The sequence below is a fragment of the Neisseria subflava genome (assembly GCF_003044645.1).
GTDB lineage: Bacteria > Pseudomonadota > Gammaproteobacteria > Burkholderiales > Neisseriaceae > Neisseria > Neisseria subflava_B.
Genome location: NZ_POXL01000005.1, coordinates 198781 through 215850, shown reverse-complemented (window position 1 = coordinate 215850; position 17070 = coordinate 198781). Strand labels below are relative to the sequence as shown.

The window sequence follows — 17070 nt, the reverse complement described above, 5'->3', positions numbered from 1 at the left end:
TAGCGCCGGCTGCACCAGTATCACCTTTGTCGCCTTTAGCGCCGGCTGCACCAGTATCACCTTTGTCGCCTTTAGCGCCGGCTACACCAGTATCACCTTTGTCGCCTTTAGCGCCGGCTGCACCAGTGTCACCTTTATCGCCTTTAGCGCCGGCTGCACCAGTGTCACCTTTATCGCCTTTGTCGCCTTTAGCACCGGCTGCGCCAGTGTCACCTTTGTCGCCTTTAGCGCCGGCTGCACCAGTATCACCTTTGTCGCCTTTAGCGCCGGCTGCACCAGTATCACCTTTGTCGCCTTTAGCGCCGGCTGCACCAGTATCACCTTTGTCGCCTTTAGCGCCGGCTACACCAGTATCACCTTTGTCGCCTTTAGCGCCGGCTGCACCAGTATCACCTTTGTCGCCTTTAGCGCCGGCTGCACCAGTATCGCCTTTGTCGCCTTTAGCGCCGGCTGCACCAGTATCACCTTTGTCGCCTTTAGCGCCGGCTGCGCCAGTAGCACCGTCTTTACCATCTTTACCGTTTTTACCGTCTTTAACGATGGTAGTAGTCACTGAGCCTTCATTTTGATCAGTAATAGTGATGGTATGGGTACCGTTTTCGTCATCATCTTCAACTTCAATAGTGTAGTTGCTGCCGTTTTGGCCAGCAGGACCGGTATCGCCTTTAGCACCAGTTGCACCAGTATCGCCTTTAGGACCGGTTGCACCAGTATCGCCTTTAGGGCCAGTCGCACCAGTTGCGCCGGAAGCACCAGTAGAACCGCCACCGATTACGCTCAGGGTGTACTCGTTAGTGCCGTTTGAGGTCATTGTCAAACCGTTACCAGCGATCAGTTTCAGAGTGTTATTGGCATTTGATTTAGGATCGTATTTGTAAGTACCTTCAGCTGGTGAGCTACCGCTGCCATTGTGGCCTGTGAATACAAACGGATTCAGGTTTTCGATGCGGTTTGCTACGGCAAACAATTGAGAGCCGTTGATTGCATCGGTAGAAGTTGAAGAGATACGACCTGCAGCAACGTTTTGAATTTGACGTTCGTTACCTGCAGAGCCTACAGACAATACTGCGCCGTTATTTAAACCGCTGGTTGCGCCTGCGAAGCCGCCGTAAGTGTAGTTGCCAACAGTAGCGCTGTTAGTAGGTGCGAATGCGCTGGTTGTAGAGCCGTTACCCAGGGCTACGCTGTTTTCGATAGTAGATTTAGCTTCTGTGCCCAAAGCCAGAGTGTTTTGAGCTGTTGCTTGAGCGTTGTTACCCAAAGCAGTTGCAAACTTGCCGTTGGCTTGAGAAAGGCGACCCAATGCGATTGCTTGTTCGGAGGTAGCTTGGCTTTGTACACCCAAAGCTACTGCGTATTTGCCAGTTGCTTGAGCAGCAGGACCGAATGCAGAAGCAGAAGTACCATTGGCTACAGAGCCACGACCGATTGCTACGTCAGAACCTTGTTTGGCTTGAGCGTCGCCACCCAATGCTACCGCGCCGTTTGCCAGAGCTTGAGAACGTTGGCCGATGGCAGTTGCCACGATACCGGTTGCTTGAGCTTCAGTACCGATTGCCATTGCTGAACCGGCGTTGTTTACTGTACCTTCAGCATTAGCACCAGTAGAAGTACCATTGGCTGTCGCACCATAACCTACTGCAACGTCAGCAGTTTTAGAAGCATTTGATTTAGAACCTACTGCAATAGAGTTATTACCATTGGCTTTAGCAGCAGTACCTGCTTTATTACCAAAATTACCATCCATCGCACCGCCAATAGCTACAGAATTTTCACCTGTTGCTTGAGCAGATGCACCACCGGCAAATGAGCCTGCGCCATTCGCTTGAGACAACACGCCGATAGCGGTACTACGTGCAGCAGTTGATTCAGCATAAGCACCGATACCAATTGCATTATCGCCTCTAGAAGCTGTTTTTGTACCGACAGCAATGGAGTTATTGTTAGCCGCAGTAGCAGTTTGACCCACGGCAATAGAGTTAGACTCAGCAGCAGTAGCGTTAGAACCTACAGCAACTGCAGCTTCTTTATTGGCTTGCGCATATGGACCAACCGCAACTGTCAGATTACCTTCTGCTTTTGTATATGAACCAACGCCGATAGCTTGAATACCTGACGCATTTGCGCTAGTACCTGCTGCAATCGCGTGGTCTTGTTTTGCTACGCTATCTTTACCGACAGCAATCGCATTGGTCCAAGCGCCATGAGCGTTATTACCAATCGCGATAGAATCTTGATGTGAAGCATCTGCATGCGTACCCACTGCAACAGCCGCAGCACTTGCATGAGAATTATCACCGATAGCGGTTGCAAATTGTGCGTCAGCAGTTGCACGGTTACCGTATGCACTTGCGGAGTCTTGAGTAGCAGTCGCACGGTTACCTACTGCAGTCGCACGAATTTGAGTTGCTTGGGCTACGTTACCAATTGCAATAGAAGCTTCACCACTTGCAATAGAGCTTACACCGATTGCAGTTGAAGCACCTTTGGTTGCTTGGTTGTTGTTACCTACAGCCAATGCAGAGTTTGCGGTCGCAGTATTATTAGCACCGATCGCAGTTGTACCCCACTCATTATTAGTTGTGTTTTGATAGCCTACAACAATAGAGTTTTGGCCAACGTTGTTACTTCCGTTATAAGTGCCATTTGGAGAAATATTAACTGCAGAATTTCCAAGATCCACTCCAGCTTGAGCAGCGCCTGAAGCCATCAAGGCATCTGCCGCTGCAACTGCAGCAGCTACGGCTTTACGCTTATCGGAAGCGGATTTTTTGCCGTGTGCATGGCTGATTTCGGAAACCGCGGTCCATGTCTGGGTCGCGTGATTCCAAATAACTTTAAAGACTTTATTCATATCGATTTTCCTGTAAGGGGTTTGATTTCTTTTGGGACGTGTTGCTCGGCTGTAAACCGCCTGTCCACACATTTGCCGCATTTCAGAGTTTCCCCTTTATGCGGTTTCATGCCGTAATCTCCTGTATGCAATTCCCGTGCCAAAAGTCCACACTCGGCCGAATAACAGCTAAAAGCCTGTTTTATGGGATTTTATGCTGATACATTTTGGGAAGCTTGTGAAGTTTGGGAAACGATGTGCCGTTTTTTGTCAGCTTGTTTCTTAACAAGTCACTTTTTGTCAGCTTCTTTCAATGCATTCGGAATCCTTGTCCAAATTTTATATGCGTTTGGTTTCGTAAATCAACTCTTCCGATAAAGTGTTACTTTTTCGGCCTCAACGGTCATGCCCGTTAAATTTACTTGTTGCTTTTTTTAAACGGCTTTTCTAGCTATTTGATTTTACTTTTTTATTCTCAAACAATAATGATTACTAAATAATATATGATTTGAATAGTTTCTCTAGTGATAGATTTAAATATGGGCTTTTATTTAGAGAATTAATGAAATTTGTATTGAAGATCGGCTTGAAACGTGTAACGGGTTTGTATCGCCTGTTTCAGACGGCCTTTGACGTTTCCTAACATATAAATAGTGAACAAATGATACGAATTTATGCGCTATTAAGCCGATGGACAGCGTTAAAAAGGCAAGTGTAAAACTTGCCTTTACGTTTGGGAGTTGTTTGTTCTCTATTGTAGAAAACTGTGTTGTTTTTCAGACGGCCTTACCAACGGAATGTTTGGGTTACGCCTGCGGAAGCGCCGTTGTTGCCGGCATAGCCATAGCCGCCGGTATGGCTGGAGGCGCAGGCGGTGAGTGTGGCGAGGGTAATGATGAGGAGAATGTGTTTCATGTTCTTTCTCTGAATGGGTTGGCTTTAGACTTGAGCGGCGTTGTGTTGCTGCATGAATCGGACGAGCTGGGGCTTGGTTGCTTTGTCCTGATTTGCAGTTAGGCCGCTAAATTGTTTGATGATTAAAGAAGGCCGTCTGAAAACGGGTTTCATGATATTGAAACTTTGTTTTCAGACGGCCTTTATTTTATATCAGCTTATCGGTAACAGGAATATTTGAAATCCTAACTACTTATCCGCTCTACTTACTCGTCTGCAGTCAAACGACGGACAAAATCAGCAAAGCTGTCGGCAATATATTCTTCATGAAAATTATCCAAATAAATATTGATAACCGATGGCTCACCATCGGCATTTATGTTGCGGTAATCCAGCGCAAAAAATCCGTGCCCGCTATCTTCTTCGGCAAAGTAAACGCCAATATGCGGCAATGCGTGATTTTTGGAATCCTCCAAAAAACGGCTACCCATTTGACCGCACAAGGCATTATTATTCGCAAAACCAATACCATATATACCACGAACGATTAGCTCGCATTCATATCCATCCATATCGGTATAACGAAAAAAACAACGTTTCAAACTACCGCCGTTTTTCTGGCGCATCAAAGCGATATAGTCGATGGGCAGAGAATAGCCCAGCTCCTCTTCCACGCGTGCAATAATCTCATCCGTAAGCGGCGTATCCCCTTCAAAACCTTCGTCATAGTTAACAAAAAGATTAGCAGCAAAATCTGCCAACTCAGCTTGGCTAAAAGACATGACTTATCCCATTTATTAAAACTTAGGCCGTCTGAAATCGGTTTTCAGACGGCCCTTATTTTATATCAGCTTATCAGTGGCGGAAATGGCGGATGCCGGTTACGACCATGGCGATGCCGTGTTCGTCCGCTGCGTCAAAGACTTCTTGGTCGCGCATGGAGCCTGCGGGATGGATGATGGCTTTGATGCCCTGTTCGGCAATGACATCTACGCCGTCGCGGAATGGGAAGAAGGCATCGGAAGCGGCACATGCGCCGTTGAGGTCGAGATTGGCATCTTGCGCTTTGCGGGCGGCGATGCGGGTGCTGTCCACGCGGCTCATTTGGCCTGCGCCGATGCCGTAGGTTTGACCGCCTTTGCCGAAGACGATGGCGTTGGATTTGACGTATTTGGCGACGTTCCAAACAAACATCAGGTCGTTCCATTCTTGCTCGGTCGGTTGGCGTTTGGAGACGACTTTCAAATCGGCGCGGTTGAGGCGGTGGATGTCGGGGGTTTGTACCAACAGTCCGCCGCCGACGCGTTTGAGTTCAAAGCGGTTGGCTCCTGCTTCGAGCGGCACTTCCAATACGCGCACGTTTTTCTTGGCGGCGGCGATTTCGAGTGCTTCGGCGGTGAACTTCGGCGCCATGAGGACTTCCATAAATTGGTTGTCGGTAATTTGTTTGACGGTTTCGCCGTCCACTTCGCGGTTGAAGGCGATGATGCCGCCGAATGCGCTGGTGGTATCGGTGGAGTAGGCAAGTTTGTAGGCATCCAAGGTATTGGATGCGATGGCTACGCCGCACGGATTGGCGTGTTTCACGATCACGCAGGCCGGCGCGTCAAAGGATTTGACGGCTTCCCATGCGGCATCGGCATCGGCGATGTTGTTGTACGACAATTCTTTGCCTTGCAGCTGTTTGTAGGCGGAAAGGCTGCCTGCGGCGGGGTAAATATCGCGGTAGAACGCGGCGCGTTGGTGCGGATTCTCACCGTAGCGCATGTCTTGCACTTTAATCCAGCTTTGGTTGAACTGGCTTGGAAATTCGCCGATTTGGGGCTGACCGCTTAAGACGTCGTCTGAAAGCGAGGTCAGGTAGTTGGAAATCATACCGTCGTATTGGGCGGTATGGCTGAATGCTTTGCGTGAGAGATTGAAACGGGTTTTGTCGCTCAATGCGCCGTTGTTGGCTTCGAGTTCGGCGGCGATGGCCGGGAAATCGGCGGTGTCGGTAACGATGGCGACGTGTTTCCAGTTTTTCGCGGCAGAACGCACCATGGTCGGGCCGCCGATGTCGATGTTTTCAATCGCGTCTTCCAGTGTGCAGTTTGGTTTGGCGATGGTGGCGGCGAAGGGGTAGAGGTTGACGCACACTAAATCGATATTGCCGATGTCGTGTTCTTCCATCTTGGCGACGTGTTCGTCCAAATCGCGACGGCCGAGGATGCCGCCGTGGATTTTCGGATGCAGGGTTTTCACGCGGCCATCGAGCATTTCGGGAAAACCGGTATAGTCGGCAACTTCGATAACGGGAACGCCTGCATCAGCCAAGAGTTTTGCTGTACCGCCAGTAGAGAGGATTTCAACACCGAGCTTGGTCAGGGTTTGGGCAAATTCGACTGCGCCTGTTTTGTCGGATAGGCTGATCAGGGCGCGTTTGATGGAAGACATTTGGATTTCCTTTGTTGAAGGTTTAATCAGTATGGGATGAATTTTCAGGGCGGTATTATCCGCTATTTTCGCCTTTTTGGCAGTAGGTTTTTATAGACATTGTTGACAATTTTATTGTAAAAGGCCGTCTGAAACTTGGTTTCAGACGGCCTGATGCTTTTGCCTATTTAAATCCCATTTTCTTTGCTACCCATACTGCGCCCGCCATGCCTGTACATAATGGCATGAGTAAGGCAACGGGGGCGTAGGTTAGCTCCAAAATAAAGGCTATGGCTGTCAGGGGCATTTTGAGGGAAACGCCGAGGAAAACGGCGGCGCCGACAACGGCCGCGCTTTCGGAGGACATTTCTGGGAAAACGCTGTTCCACGCGGCGGCAGCTGCAAAGGCAATGGTACTGCCGAGCATCATGGACGGGGTAATCAGGCCGCCGTATGCGCCTGCCGCCAGCGCCATCAAGACGACCAGCCATTTGACGGCGGTCAGCTCAAGGCTGTGTTGCCAGTCGGTCAATCCGCCAAAGGTCAGTTGGTTGCCTGCTTTGCCGTTGCCCAAAATTTCGGGAAACCAAACGGCAATCGCGCCGATGAGTGCAAACATACAGACGGCCAAGGGAATGATTTTGATGTTGTCGCGCTTGATGAAGGGGAATTTTTGGGCGGTGCGCTGGAAAAAGACGGCAGTTGCGCCCAGTATCGGGCCGATGATGGCGGAAAACCAAAGTAATGATGTGTTGATGGAAAGGTTGGTCGGATGATATTGCTGCACGTCGCCCAAGCCGATGCGCGCGACGGCGGTGGCGATGACTGAAGTCAGCAATGCGGCGGCGACGGCTTGCTGCGTCCACAAGCCAAGCATGGCTTCGAGGATGAAAAGTGTGGAGGCGAGCGGCACGTTATACACGGCTGCCAAACCTGCACCCGAGGCGCACGCGATGACCAGCCTTGCGTCGTCTTCGCTCAACCCGAAACGGTTGACGCCTACTGAAGCAAAGGCAGCAGTCATTTCGCGTGGTGCAACTTCGCGGCCGAGCGGCGAGCCCAGCCCGACAGTAATGATTTGCAACAGGGCATGGCTGACGGTTTCAAAAAATGGAAAACCGGCAAGCGGATTTTTAACCACGGCTTTGATACTCGGTTGCGTCCTACCGTAGCGTTTGAGCAACCACCACCCCAAGCCGACCACCACGCCGCAAAAGGCCATTACGCCGATACGCCGCACAGGACTTGCCTGCGCTACGCCCTCTCGGAATGAAACGTATAGGCCGTCTGAACCGTAACCGTAGGCAAGATGTTGAATTGTGTGCATGATTTCGGTTAATACAATGCCGACCATGCCGCCGATAATGCCGGTAATGATGAGGGCGGCCCAGAGTTTATGCGTTTCTTTCACGGGATTTGACTTGAGGTAGTAGTGGTTTGATCAAAGCGTTTTTCGAGGGAACTATTGTCCGCCTAAGGGATAGTTTTTGGGGGCAACGTGGGTTTTGCCGTTATAAGGGAAAATATATTTCTGATTTTTATAATTTTTCTTTCCTGATACGCCGCTGAGTTTTGCAGTCAACGCCCATACGCCGGATACGGCAGGACGGCTTTTGTCAAAAGCAATTTTGGCTTCCAGGCTGGTATATCTGTCTTTGCAGTTTCGTTTTTCACGCCCTTTCAATTCATCGCAATCGCCAAAATATGCGCCGTTATCGTTACCGTTGATAATTAAGCTTTTACGGACACGGTTGCTATTATCGGTAAACAGGAAATTTTCTCCGGTTGTCGTTTCACCCTGACCTGTATAACCTGATTCGACAGTGTAGCCCCAGTTTTGCTCACCCATCTGGACAAACCGCCAATCCTTATTCTCCGGCACATCCCCCCATGCGCCAATTTCATCGCTTCCATGTTGTTTGATTGCCCACTTTCCGTCTGTTTTTTCCAAAACAAACAATTCCGCCAAACCCGAAGAAGCATGCGCATCCTGTTTGACTTTAAGCTTCATATCGTAGGCAAAACCCGTGTACAGCACATAGCGCGTGGCTTTACCGTTGCGCGTTACGGTATGATCGGCAACGGGGTTCATGCAATACATGATATTGTCAGATGCTGTCTCACTGTCTTTCGGCGGCTTGGCGAGCTGGCATTTGTGCGCGGCAAGCGGTCGGTTGTAATACTTGGCAATGACGGCCTGTACGGCGGCTTTATCGTTATCGGGTGCAGCCGACGCCAAGATAGGGCAGGCAAGCAAAAGCAGGGAGATAATGTGTTTCATAGAAATTTTCCCAAAATGTTTTATTGAAAAAAGTACTGCTTACTTCAGGCCGTCTGAAACCGTTTTCAGACGGCCTTTTTGTGTTTGTTGCTGACACGCGCCAACATACCGGCGACAAAAGTGGACGCAATAACGACGGTAATACCCATCGCAGACATAGCACTTAAATGTTCGCCCAAAATTAGCACCGCCATGATAACGCCAATGACAGGCTCAAGCGAAATCAGCAGGCCGGAGACGTTGGCAGGGACTTTGTTCATACCTTTGTTCCACAACAGATAGGCAAGCCAGCTGCAACCGATCCCCATATACAAAATCGACAGCGTACCGCCCCATGACCAGTTGATTTGATAACTGTCTGCCAACACCAGCGAAAACGGCAGACACAACACCGCCGCCACCGCCATGGAAGCCACGGTAAATGCAGGCGCACCGATGCGGGCAATCATCTGCTGGCTCGGTCGTATCACGCCTGCAAAACCCAATCCCGCAAGCAAAATCAGCAAACAGCCGAACCAATCAATCGTACCGCCTTCTTCTGCACCGCCCATTACCATCATGCCCACGCCGGCAAACGCTGCCGCACCGCAAATCCAGTGGTAAATTTTCGCTTTGTCGTTGAAAAAGAAATGACCGACAAAAACCACCAGCAAGGGTTCCAGCCCGACCATGGTAACCGCGCTGGCGGCAGATGTATATTTCAAACCGATAAACTGAAGCATCAAAACGACAACGTAGTTGACAAAGGAAATCCACAACAACGGCTTCCACTCGCTCCGCGGAATCCTACCCAAATGACGGCGGCACGACGGCAGTACCATCAACGCGGCAATCAACAACCGTGCCTCAACCATCAACGCAGGGTCGATCATCTCGTAAGAATACTTGGCAGCGATAAAAGAGCTGCCCCAAATCAGCAGGGCAAGTATTTGATAGAACATGGTCCGACCTTTTAAAAAGGGTTAATCGTTTCTTCTCTATATTTATTATTCAGACGGCCTGGAGAGTAAGCCTTTTTTATTTTGTCTTCGTCAGCGAATCCAAAAAGTCGAAGAGTTTGACATTCATTTCACTGAAATCCGCCGCTTCGATTTTATCCAGATGCTGGACATAAGTTTGGGCTTGGCTTTGTTCGGCCACATTTTCGCGTCCGTCCGCCGCAATCAGCAGCCCGACGGCTTCACGGTCAAACTCCAAATGGGTCTGGAAGGCATAATGTTTGGGCGCAAAACGGATAATCTGGCGCGGACAGCCTTTGCTGGTTGCCAACACAACCGCCTTATCCGTCAAACCGGGCATATCGCCGTGCCAATGGCCGGTATTCAGGGTTTTGCCCAACAGGGAAACATGGGCATCCGCCAAACCTTCCGCCGTCAGCTCAATCGGATAAATGCCGATTTCACGCTCAGGGCTGCGTGTGTGGCGCGCGCCGTAGGCAACGGATAAAAGCTGCGCACCCAAACACACGCCGACAATATATTTATCCGCCGCCATCGCCTGACGCATCAGGCGCAGCTCGGATTCGGGGTCGTAATACGGGAATGCCTGCCTGTCTTCATCAGGCGATTGCGGCCCGCCCATCACAATCAAAAAATCTATATCGTCCACATTGTCAGGCAGGGCTTCACATTCGTACACTTTGGTTGTACTGATGTTATGTCCGCGCCATTGCGCCCATTTCAAATATGCTCCCGGCACTTCAAATACCTCGTGCAAGATGAAATGGATATTTAATTTATTCGGATTTTGCATTGTTATTTCTCCTTCGACCGTCAGGACGGATTGCCCTGCCGTATTACAGCATACCGTGCTGTTGTAATTTTTTACGCAGGGTATTGCGGTTCAAACCCAAAATGACCGCCGCTTTAGACTGGTTGCCGCCGCATTGCTCCATCACGCAGGCAAGCATCGGCTTTTCCACTTGATGCAATACCATATCATACACACCGCAAGGTTCTGTACCATCCAAGTCTTTGAAGTATTGTCGTAAGTTTTGTTCAATACATTGCGCAATGTCAGTCGTCGTTTGATTCATCGTCATGTCTTTCTTTGGATTTGTTTTTAAATGATGAGGCCGTCTGAACATTCAGACGACGTTTATTTGATTTGATTGAATTTACCCTATCCGATTTATATTTATTTTTGATTAACTATCGATTTATTTTGAAATAGATTTCTTTAACTCCTGTTCCCAATCCACATGTTCGAAACGATTGCGCGGAAACATGGAATCAGCTTGATGCTTTTTGACAAACAATTGTTTTAACAACTTAAACATAGGGCTTCCTGAAACCATCTCCTCACGCAACCTACTCCCCAAAGCAGGTAATCTTGCCAACCTTTTCTCCGTCCGGTTCGATTTCCGCTACATGATCTCCATATTTATCATCCCAAAAGAAACGCCCGTTTTCCTCATACCAAGGCTTACCCAGTACATACCAAGCCTTGTCTAAACTGTCACCGGGGCGGATGGTTTCGCATGTTGCTCTACTCTTAAACGCACTCATCACGCAAGCATCATGTTGACGGCAATCGGGATTCATGCACCTGCCTTTGTCTTCATTCCAATAGCGATTCATTAATTTACAAGCTATCAGATTGTAGTCATAAGCGTAAATGCTGAATCCTGTCAGCAACAGCGCGGCTATGCCGAAGCGTTTGAGACGTGGGGTCAATTTCATATTTACTTTCAAAAAGAAAAGGTCGTCTGAAATTCGAAACTCTTTAGCCTTCCCGATAGTGGCATACCCAGCGGTCGGTTTTTTCTGAAAGCGCCTCAAGATAGGCGGCAAGGGTATCGTATTGTGCCGCGGCGCTGTCCAAGCGGTTGATTTCCCAGCGTGTTTGTTCGCCGTCGGGCATTTCGTCGATATACCAGCCTATGTGTTTTCGGGCAATGCGTACGCCGGCAATTTCTCCATAAAATTCATGCATGGCGCGGATGTGGTTCAAAATGGTGAGGTTGCATTCTGCCAAGCTTAAGGCCGGAGGCAAAACGCCGTGTTCGGCGTAATGTTTTAAATCACGGAAAAGCCACGGTCTGCCTTGTGCGCCGCGCCCTATCATGATGCCGTCGGCAGCAGTTTGTTTCAGGACAGCGGCGGCTTTTTGCGGCGAAGTAATATCGCCGTTGACCCAAACGGGGATGTTCAGACGGCCTTTGGTTTCGGCAATCAGTTCGTAACGCGCTTCGCCTTTGTACATCTGCGTACGGGTGCGGCCGTGGATGGCAAGGGCTGCGATGCCTGATTCTTCGGCAATTTTGGCGATGGTCGGCAAGTTTTGATGTTCGTCATGCCAGCCCAAACGGGTTTTGAGGGTAACGGGTACGTCCACCGCGTTGACAACGGCTGCCAAGATTTCGGCAACCAACGGCTCGTTTTGCATCAATGCGCTGCCTGCCTGCACATTGCAGACTTTTTTGGCCGGGCAGCCCATATTGATGTCAATCACCTGCGCGCCCAGGCCGACGTTGTAACGCGCAGCTTCCGCCATCTGTTGCGGATCGCTGCCTGCAATCTGCACGGCTACAACTCCGCCCTCGCCTTCAAAATCGCTGCGGCGCAAGGTTTTTTTGGTATGGCGCAAGCTCGGATCGCTGGTCAGCATTTCGCATACCGCCCACCCTGCGCCAAACTTGCGGCAAATCCGGCGGAACGGTTTGTCCGTAATGCCTGCCATAGGGGCAAGTGCGATGGGGTTGTCAATGAAATAGCCGCCGATGTGCATGATGTGTGCGCCAAATTGAAAGGGCTGAAATTGTACAATTTTTAAGCAACTTTTCCAATCGTATTTACATGTTGCACAATGAAAAAGGCCGTCTGAAACTGAGTTTCAGACGGCCTTTTCAGCCACAACATTTAAATAAACAGCATGACCACCATCTGCACTGCGGCCTGAATCATTTCGATAATCGGCCAAATCAGTTTGGCCAGCAGGCCGGTAAACAACAGGATCAGGATAATCCATGTGCCGTATGGCTCGATTTTACGGAACTGCATGGACTGCTTGGCGTTAAGGAAGGTATCGATAAAAATACCACCGTCCCAAGGCAAAATCGGAATCAGGCTGAATGCGACCCAAATCGAATTCACCATCACGCCGTAACCGGCCATCTGCGCCAACGGTGCTTGATACGATTCAGGTACATACGCGGCAAGTACGACGACAAAACCCCAAAAGAATGCCAAAATCAGATTGGCTATCGGGCCTGAAATCGACACCCAACGCCACGCGCGGCGCGGATCACGGAAATTGCGCGAATCAATGGGCATAGGACGCGCCCAACCAAACAAAAAACTGCCTATCATCAGACACACCAGCGGCACGACAATCGTACCGACAGGGTCGATGTGCGGCAGCGGATTGAGGATCAAACGCCCAAGCTGCTCGCCGGTATGGTCGCCCCAATACCGCGCCGTATAACCGCGTGCCACTTCGCGCACGGTAATGGCCAACAACACGGGCAATACTGCCAGCAGAAATACGCCTAAATCAAAATTTGCAAACATGGTTTTCCTTATCAAACATGCCGTCTGAAAACAAAAAATATCCTTTCAGACGGCCTGAGGCTTTAATCTTCTTCTGTCTTATCCGAATCGAAAGACTCTTTCAGCTCTTCCCAAGTAATGCCCTTACCTTGCGGATTTAGTTTGAAGACTGGTTCACTATAAAGTAATGGCGAATATCTTTAATAAAAGACCTGTCATGCTGAAATTTAACACGCAGTACCAATTCCATAAAGGTTTTCAAACAGTATGATTCATTGCTTCTCGCAATCATACCCAATTCGAGCACCCCATTTATTTCAAGCCTAAAGGCCGTCTGAAACTTCAAATCCAGTTTCAGACGGCCTTTGATTTCCTATTTAAAATGCCTCAGCTGTTTTACAGGCTGTAATACATTTCAAATTCCAGCGGATGCGGCGCCATGCGGATGCGGCGGACATCTTCCTCTTTAAAGGCGATGTAGCTGTCGATCCAGTCTTTGCTGAACACGCCGCCGCGCAGGAGGAATTCGTGGTCGGCTTTGAGTGCGGCCAGTGCTTCTTCCAAAGAAGCGCAAACGGTCGGCACCAATGCATCTTCTTCCGGTGGCAGGTCGTACAGGTTTTTATCGGCTGGGTCGCCCGGATGGATTTTGTTTTGAATACCGTCCAAACCGGCCATCAACAAAGCGGCAAATGCCAAGTATGGGTTGGCGGTCGGGTCAGGGAAACGCGCTTCGATGCGGCGTGCTTTGCTGCTGTTCACAGACGGAATACGGATGGAAGCGGAACGGTTTTTGGCGGAATATGCCAGTTTGGTCGGCGCTTCAAAGTGCGGCACGAGGCGTTTGTAGGAGTTGGTGGACGGATTGGTAATCGCGTTCAAGGCTTTGGCGTGTTTGATGATGCCGCCGATGTAATAAAGGGCGGTATCGGACAAACCGGCATAGCCGTCGCCTGAGAACAGGTTTTGACCATCTTTCCAAATGGATTGGTGAACGTGCATACCACTGCCGTTGTCGCCCATGATGGGTTTAGGCATGAAGGTGGCGGTTTTACCGAAGTTGTGGGCAACGTTTTGAATCACATATTTCATGTCTTGAGTTTGGTCGGCGCGTTTGACCAAAGTGGCGAAACGGGTGCCGATTTCCATTTGGCTGCCAGTACCGACTTCGGCGTGATGCACTTCCACTTCGATGCCGAGTTCTTCCAAAACATTGACCATGGCAGAACGCAGGTCTTGACCGCAGTCAATCGGCGCAACAGGTGCGTAACCGCCTTTGACGGTCGGGCGGTGGCCGGTGTTTTGACCGTCCAAATGCAGGCCGCTTGACCATGCGCCGCTTTCGGAAGTGATTTCGTAACGGGTTTTGTGCATATCGGTTTCAAATTCTACGCCGTCAAAAACGAAGAATTCAGGCTCGGGGCCGAAATAGGCGGTGTCGCCGATACCGGAAGATTTCAAATAGGCTTCGGCGCGGCGCGCGATAGAACGTGGGTCGCGGTCATAGCCTTGGCCGTCGGCCGGGTCGATAACGTCGCAGGTAAAGACAACAGTGGTATCGTCATAGAAAGGATCAACGAAGGCTGTAGACGCATCGGGACGCAACTGCATATCTGAAGCCTGAATACCTTTCCAACCGCCGATGGACGAACCGTCAAACGCCTGACCGTTTTCGAACCATTCTTCGGGATCGTCGAGAACGATGCGGGCGGGGATGGTAAAGTGGTGCTGCTTGCCTTTGGTATCGGTAAAGCGCAAATCTACGAAGCGGGCTTCGCTTTCTTCAATCAGTTTTACAGCGTCTTTGATGGACATCTTCAGCTCCTGAGGGAATGGGTTTAAGTTGTTATTCTATCACGGTAAGGCCGTCTGAAATACATCAGGGCACCCGTTTTTACGCAATGAAATATAGTTTCAGACTGTTTAATTGTCAACAATATGCTTCGGTTTGTCTATTCCCAAGCGGAATGCCCGCCCTTTTGTCCGAATGCCGACAAAACAGATGCCGTCTGAAAGCAGTTCAGACGGCATCTGTTGTTTGATTTGAAAATGGTCAACGAGGATCGTGGTTGCAGACAAATTTGTACACACTCTCTCCACCCGTACCGGGAATAACATAACTCCATTCGGCATAGGATGGTGTATAAGAACCGATAGGGTTTCCCGATTCGGAATACCACGTTACTGTCAAAGCCCTAAAACGTTTACCACTGCAATCCATTTCTTCCAACGCTTTAGCTGTATTATAAAATTTTCCATTGCTAATCATCTTTTTCGGCTCGGCGTACCTTGTTTCAAACCATGCACTATTGTCCGTACGGCTGTCTGCATCACCAAATATGGTAGTATTGTGACTGTTAATACCTAGCAACACCCAATCTTCCGCCACCGCCGGCGTTGCCAACCCTAATGCAAATACTGCCAAGCACAACATCTTTTTCATGTCCATCCCTTTCGTCCTTATCAACAAAATAAAGTTAAATTGTAAAAAAATGACTTTTTTTTCAAGAAACAAATATTCCATCATGCTACCTGGCAACCGTTTCAGACGGTATCGTTTCCATCTGTACGCCGCCGTTATAAAATAGCCTTCTCGTCTTTTGGAACACGACCATGACTACCCTCCCCCGCTACGCCGTTTTCGGCAACCCCGTCGCCCACAGCAAGTCGCCGCAAATCCATCGGCAATTTGCGCTGCAGGAAGGTGCGGCCATCGAATATGAGCGCATTTGTGCCGACATCGGCGGTTTTACCGAGGCTGTTGCGGCGTTTCGTGCCGAGGGCGGGCAAGGTGCAAATGTAACTGTTCCATTCAAGCAGGAAGCTTTTGCGCTGGCAGACGAGCATTCTGACCGCGCTTTGGCTGCCGGTGCGGTCAATACGCTGGTGTGGTTGGAAGACGGTAGAATACGCGGCGACAACACTGACGGTATCGGTTTGGCCAACGACATCACGCAGGTTAAGAATATTGCCATCGAAGGTAAAACCATTTTGCTTTTGGGCGCAGGCGGCGCGGTGCGCGGCGTGATTCCGGTTTTGAAAGAACACCGCCCTGCCCGTATCGTTATTGCCAACCGTACCCACGCCAAGGCCGAGGAATTGGCGCAGCTTTTCAGCATTGAAGCTGTCCCGATGGCGGATTTGAACGGCGGTTTTGATATCATCATCAACGGCACGTCCGGCGGCTTGAGCGGTCAGCTTCCTGCCGTCAGCCCTGAAATTTTCCGCGACTGCCGCCTTGCCTACGATATGGTTTACGGCGACGCGGCGCAGGCGTTTTTGAACTTTGCCCAAAGCAGCGGCGCTGCTGAAGTTTCAGACGGCCTGGGCATGCTGGTCGGTCAGGCTGCCGCCTCTTACCATATTTGGCGCGGATTTACGCCCGATATCCGCCCTGTTATCGAATACATGAAAGCCCTGTAACCATGTTCCGCATCATCAAATGGCTGATTGCCCTGCCCATCGGCATCTTCATTTTCTTCAACGCTTATGTGTACGGCAACATCATTACCTACCGCGCCGTCGCGCCCAGCAAAACCGCCTTCATGTCCATGCGCATGAGCCAGTTTGCAAAAGAAGGCCGCGATGTCGAGCTAGATTACCGCTGGGTGCCTTACGACCAAATTTCCGTCAACCTCAAAAAAGCCCTGATTGCTTCCGAAGACGCCAACTTTGCCGAACACAGCGGCTTTGACTGGAACGGCATCAAATACGCCATGAAACGCAATAAGCAAAGTGGCGAAGTTAAAGCCGGCGGTTCGACCATCAGCCAGCAGCTGGCGAAAAACCTGTTTCTCAACGAAAGCCGCAGCTACATCCGCAAAGGCGAGGAAGCGGCGATTACGGCAATGATGGAAGCGGTTACAGACAAAGACCGTATTTTTGAGCTGTATCTGAACTCAATTGAATGGCACTACGGCGTATTCGGCGCGGAAGCTGCATCCCAATATTTCTACAAGAAACCTGCCTCCGCCCTCACCCGCCAACAAGCTGCCAAGCTCACGGCACGCGTTCCGGCCCCGCTGTTTTACGCAGACCACCCTAAGAGCAAACGGATGCACAACAAAACCAATATCATCTTACGCCGCATGGGTTCGGCAGAATTGCCCGAAAGCGATATGGATTAATTTAAAAGGCCGTCTGAACATTTCAGACGG

Annotated in this window: 17 protein-coding genes; 2 read left to right on the top strand and 15 right to left on the bottom strand. The window is 50.0% G+C overall.

The features are described 5' to 3' along the window. The 15 genes from DBY97_RS07350 to DBY97_RS07290 all read right to left on the bottom strand — a co-directional run. Window positions 1–2854: ESPR-type extended signal peptide-containing protein (locus DBY97_RS07350; protein ID WP_283120753.1), on the bottom strand; the 2854-nt coding region annotated here is incomplete at its 3' end. A 765-nt stretch (window positions 2855–3619) separates the two neighbouring features. Continuing rightward, window positions 3620–3748, bottom strand: a complete 129-nt coding sequence (locus DBY97_RS11560) for a hypothetical protein (protein WP_263340635.1) — start codon at window positions 3746–3748, stop codon at window positions 3620–3622. 24 nt (window positions 3749–3772) lie between these two features. Further along, complete coding sequence (locus tag DBY97_RS11555) at window positions 3773–3901, bottom strand: hypothetical protein (protein WP_263340632.1); 129 nt, start codon at window positions 3899–3901, stop codon at window positions 3773–3775. Between the two features lie 92 nt (window positions 3902–3993). After that, window positions 3994–4509 (bottom strand): SMI1/KNR4 family protein, encoded by a 516-nt coding sequence (locus DBY97_RS07345; protein WP_107857951.1) that lies wholly within the window; start codon window positions 4507–4509, stop codon window positions 3994–3996. A gap of 73 nt (window positions 4510–4582) precedes the next feature. Continuing rightward, a complete protein-coding gene (gene purH, locus DBY97_RS07340; protein ID WP_107857950.1) occupies window positions 4583–6163 on the bottom strand; it encodes a bifunctional phosphoribosylaminoimidazolecarboxamide formyltransferase/IMP cyclohydrolase in 1581 nt (526 codons plus the stop codon). Between the two features lie 163 nt (window positions 6164–6326). Continuing rightward, on the bottom strand, window positions 6327–7496 hold the full coding sequence (locus DBY97_RS07335; protein ID WP_199900747.1) for a chloride channel protein: 1170 nt from the start codon (window positions 7494–7496) through the stop codon (window positions 6327–6329). A gap of 108 nt (window positions 7497–7604) precedes the next feature. Further along, entirely contained in the window at window positions 7605–8423 is an 819-nt protein-coding gene (locus DBY97_RS07330; protein ID WP_107857949.1) for a hypothetical protein, read from the bottom strand. Window positions 8424–8488: 65 nt separating this feature from the next. Beyond that, window positions 8489–9364, bottom strand: a complete 876-nt coding sequence (locus DBY97_RS07325) for a DMT family transporter (protein ID WP_036491959.1) — start codon at window positions 9362–9364, stop codon at window positions 8489–8491. A gap of 76 nt (window positions 9365–9440) precedes the next feature. Further along, entirely contained in the window at window positions 9441–10175 is a 735-nt protein-coding gene (locus DBY97_RS07320; protein WP_107857948.1) for a glutamine amidotransferase-related protein, read from the bottom strand. A 43-nt stretch (window positions 10176–10218) separates the two neighbouring features. After that, a complete protein-coding gene (locus DBY97_RS07315) occupies window positions 10219–10458 on the bottom strand; it encodes a Fis family transcriptional regulator (RefSeq protein ID WP_003684241.1) in 240 nt (79 codons plus the stop codon). Between the two features lie 274 nt (window positions 10459–10732). Further along, a complete protein-coding gene (locus DBY97_RS07310; RefSeq protein WP_107857963.1) occupies window positions 10733–11104 on the bottom strand; it encodes a toxin in 372 nt (123 codons plus the stop codon). Window positions 11105–11147: 43 nt separating this feature from the next. Continuing rightward, window positions 11148–12152: a tRNA dihydrouridine synthase DusB gene (gene dusB / locus DBY97_RS07305; RefSeq protein WP_107857947.1), complete on the bottom strand. Its 1005-nt coding sequence runs from the start codon at window positions 12150–12152 to the stop codon at window positions 11148–11150. A 131-nt stretch (window positions 12153–12283) separates the two neighbouring features. After that, window positions 12284–12934, bottom strand: coding sequence for a site-2 protease family protein (locus DBY97_RS07300; RefSeq protein ID WP_107857946.1), 651 nt, complete (start codon window positions 12932–12934; stop codon window positions 12284–12286). Between the two features lie 375 nt (window positions 12935–13309). Then, the gene (gene glnA / locus DBY97_RS07295) at window positions 13310–14728 is read right to left on the bottom strand and encodes a type I glutamate--ammonia ligase (protein WP_070608563.1); all 1419 of its coding nucleotides are present in this window, start codon (window positions 14726–14728) and stop codon (window positions 13310–13312) included. A 238-nt stretch (window positions 14729–14966) separates the two neighbouring features. Then, a complete protein-coding gene (locus DBY97_RS07290) occupies window positions 14967–15356 on the bottom strand; it encodes a surface-adhesin E family protein (protein WP_107857962.1) in 390 nt (129 codons plus the stop codon). A 170-nt stretch (window positions 15357–15526) separates the two neighbouring features. Here DBY97_RS07290 and aroE point away from each other — a divergent pair, with 170 nt between their 5' ends. Together aroE and mtgA are read left to right on the top strand one after the other, a co-directional pair. After that, the gene (gene aroE, locus DBY97_RS07280) at window positions 15527–16336 is read left to right on the top strand and encodes a shikimate dehydrogenase (RefSeq protein ID WP_107857945.1); all 810 of its coding nucleotides are present in this window, start codon (window positions 15527–15529) and stop codon (window positions 16334–16336) included. 2 nt (window positions 16337–16338) lie between these two features. Continuing rightward, entirely contained in the window at window positions 16339–17040 is a 702-nt protein-coding gene (gene mtgA / locus DBY97_RS07275) for a monofunctional biosynthetic peptidoglycan transglycosylase (RefSeq protein ID WP_003684244.1), read from the top strand. Window positions 17041–17070: the final 30 nt, after the last annotated feature.

Excerpts from the sequence above, each read along its gene's own strand:
- DBY97_RS11560 (WP_263340635.1), bottom strand. The coding sequence starts at position 3,748 with ATGAAACACATTCTCCTCATCATTACCCTCGCCACACTCACCGCCTGC.
- DBY97_RS11555 (WP_263340632.1), bottom strand. The coding sequence starts at position 3,901 with ATGAAACCCGTTTTCAGACGGCCTTCTTTAATCATCAAACAATTTAGC.
- DBY97_RS07345 (WP_107857951.1), bottom strand. The coding sequence starts at position 4,509 with ATGTCTTTTAGCCAAGCTGAGTTGGCAGATTTTGCTGCTAATCTTTTT.
- purH (WP_107857950.1), bottom strand. The coding sequence starts at position 6,163 with ATGTCTTCCATCAAACGCGCCCTGATCAGCCTATCCGACAAAACAGGC.
- DBY97_RS07335 (WP_199900747.1), bottom strand. The coding sequence starts at position 7,496 with ATGGTCGGCATTGTATTAACCGAAATCATGCACACAATTCAACATCTT.
- DBY97_RS07330 (WP_107857949.1), bottom strand. The coding sequence starts at position 8,423 with ATGAAACACATTATCTCCCTGCTTTTGCTTGCCTGCCCTATCTTGGCG.
- DBY97_RS07325 (WP_036491959.1), bottom strand. The coding sequence starts at position 9,364 with ATGTTCTATCAAATACTTGCCCTGCTGATTTGGGGCAGCTCTTTTATC.
- DBY97_RS07320 (WP_107857948.1), bottom strand. The coding sequence starts at position 10,175 with ATGCAAAATCCGAATAAATTAAATATCCATTTCATCTTGCACGAGGTA.
- DBY97_RS07315 (WP_003684241.1), bottom strand. The coding sequence starts at position 10,458 with ATGAATCAAACGACGACTGACATTGCGCAATGTATTGAACAAAACTTA.
- DBY97_RS07310 (WP_107857963.1), bottom strand. The coding sequence starts at position 11,104 with ATGAAATTGACCCCACGTCTCAAACGCTTCGGCATAGCCGCGCTGTTG.
- dusB (WP_107857947.1), bottom strand. The coding sequence starts at position 12,152 with ATGCACATCGGCGGCTATTTCATTGACAACCCCATCGCACTTGCCCCT.
- DBY97_RS07300 (WP_107857946.1), bottom strand. The coding sequence starts at position 12,934 with ATGTTTGCAAATTTTGATTTAGGCGTATTTCTGCTGGCAGTATTGCCC.
- glnA (WP_070608563.1), bottom strand. The coding sequence starts at position 14,728 with ATGTCCATCAAAGACGCTGTAAAACTGATTGAAGAAAGCGAAGCCCGC.
- DBY97_RS07290 (WP_107857962.1), bottom strand. The coding sequence starts at position 15,356 with ATGAAAAAGATGTTGTGCTTGGCAGTATTTGCATTAGGGTTGGCAACG.
- aroE (WP_107857945.1), top strand. The coding sequence starts at position 15,527 with ATGACTACCCTCCCCCGCTACGCCGTTTTCGGCAACCCCGTCGCCCAC.
- mtgA (WP_003684244.1), top strand. The coding sequence starts at position 16,339 with ATGTTCCGCATCATCAAATGGCTGATTGCCCTGCCCATCGGCATCTTC.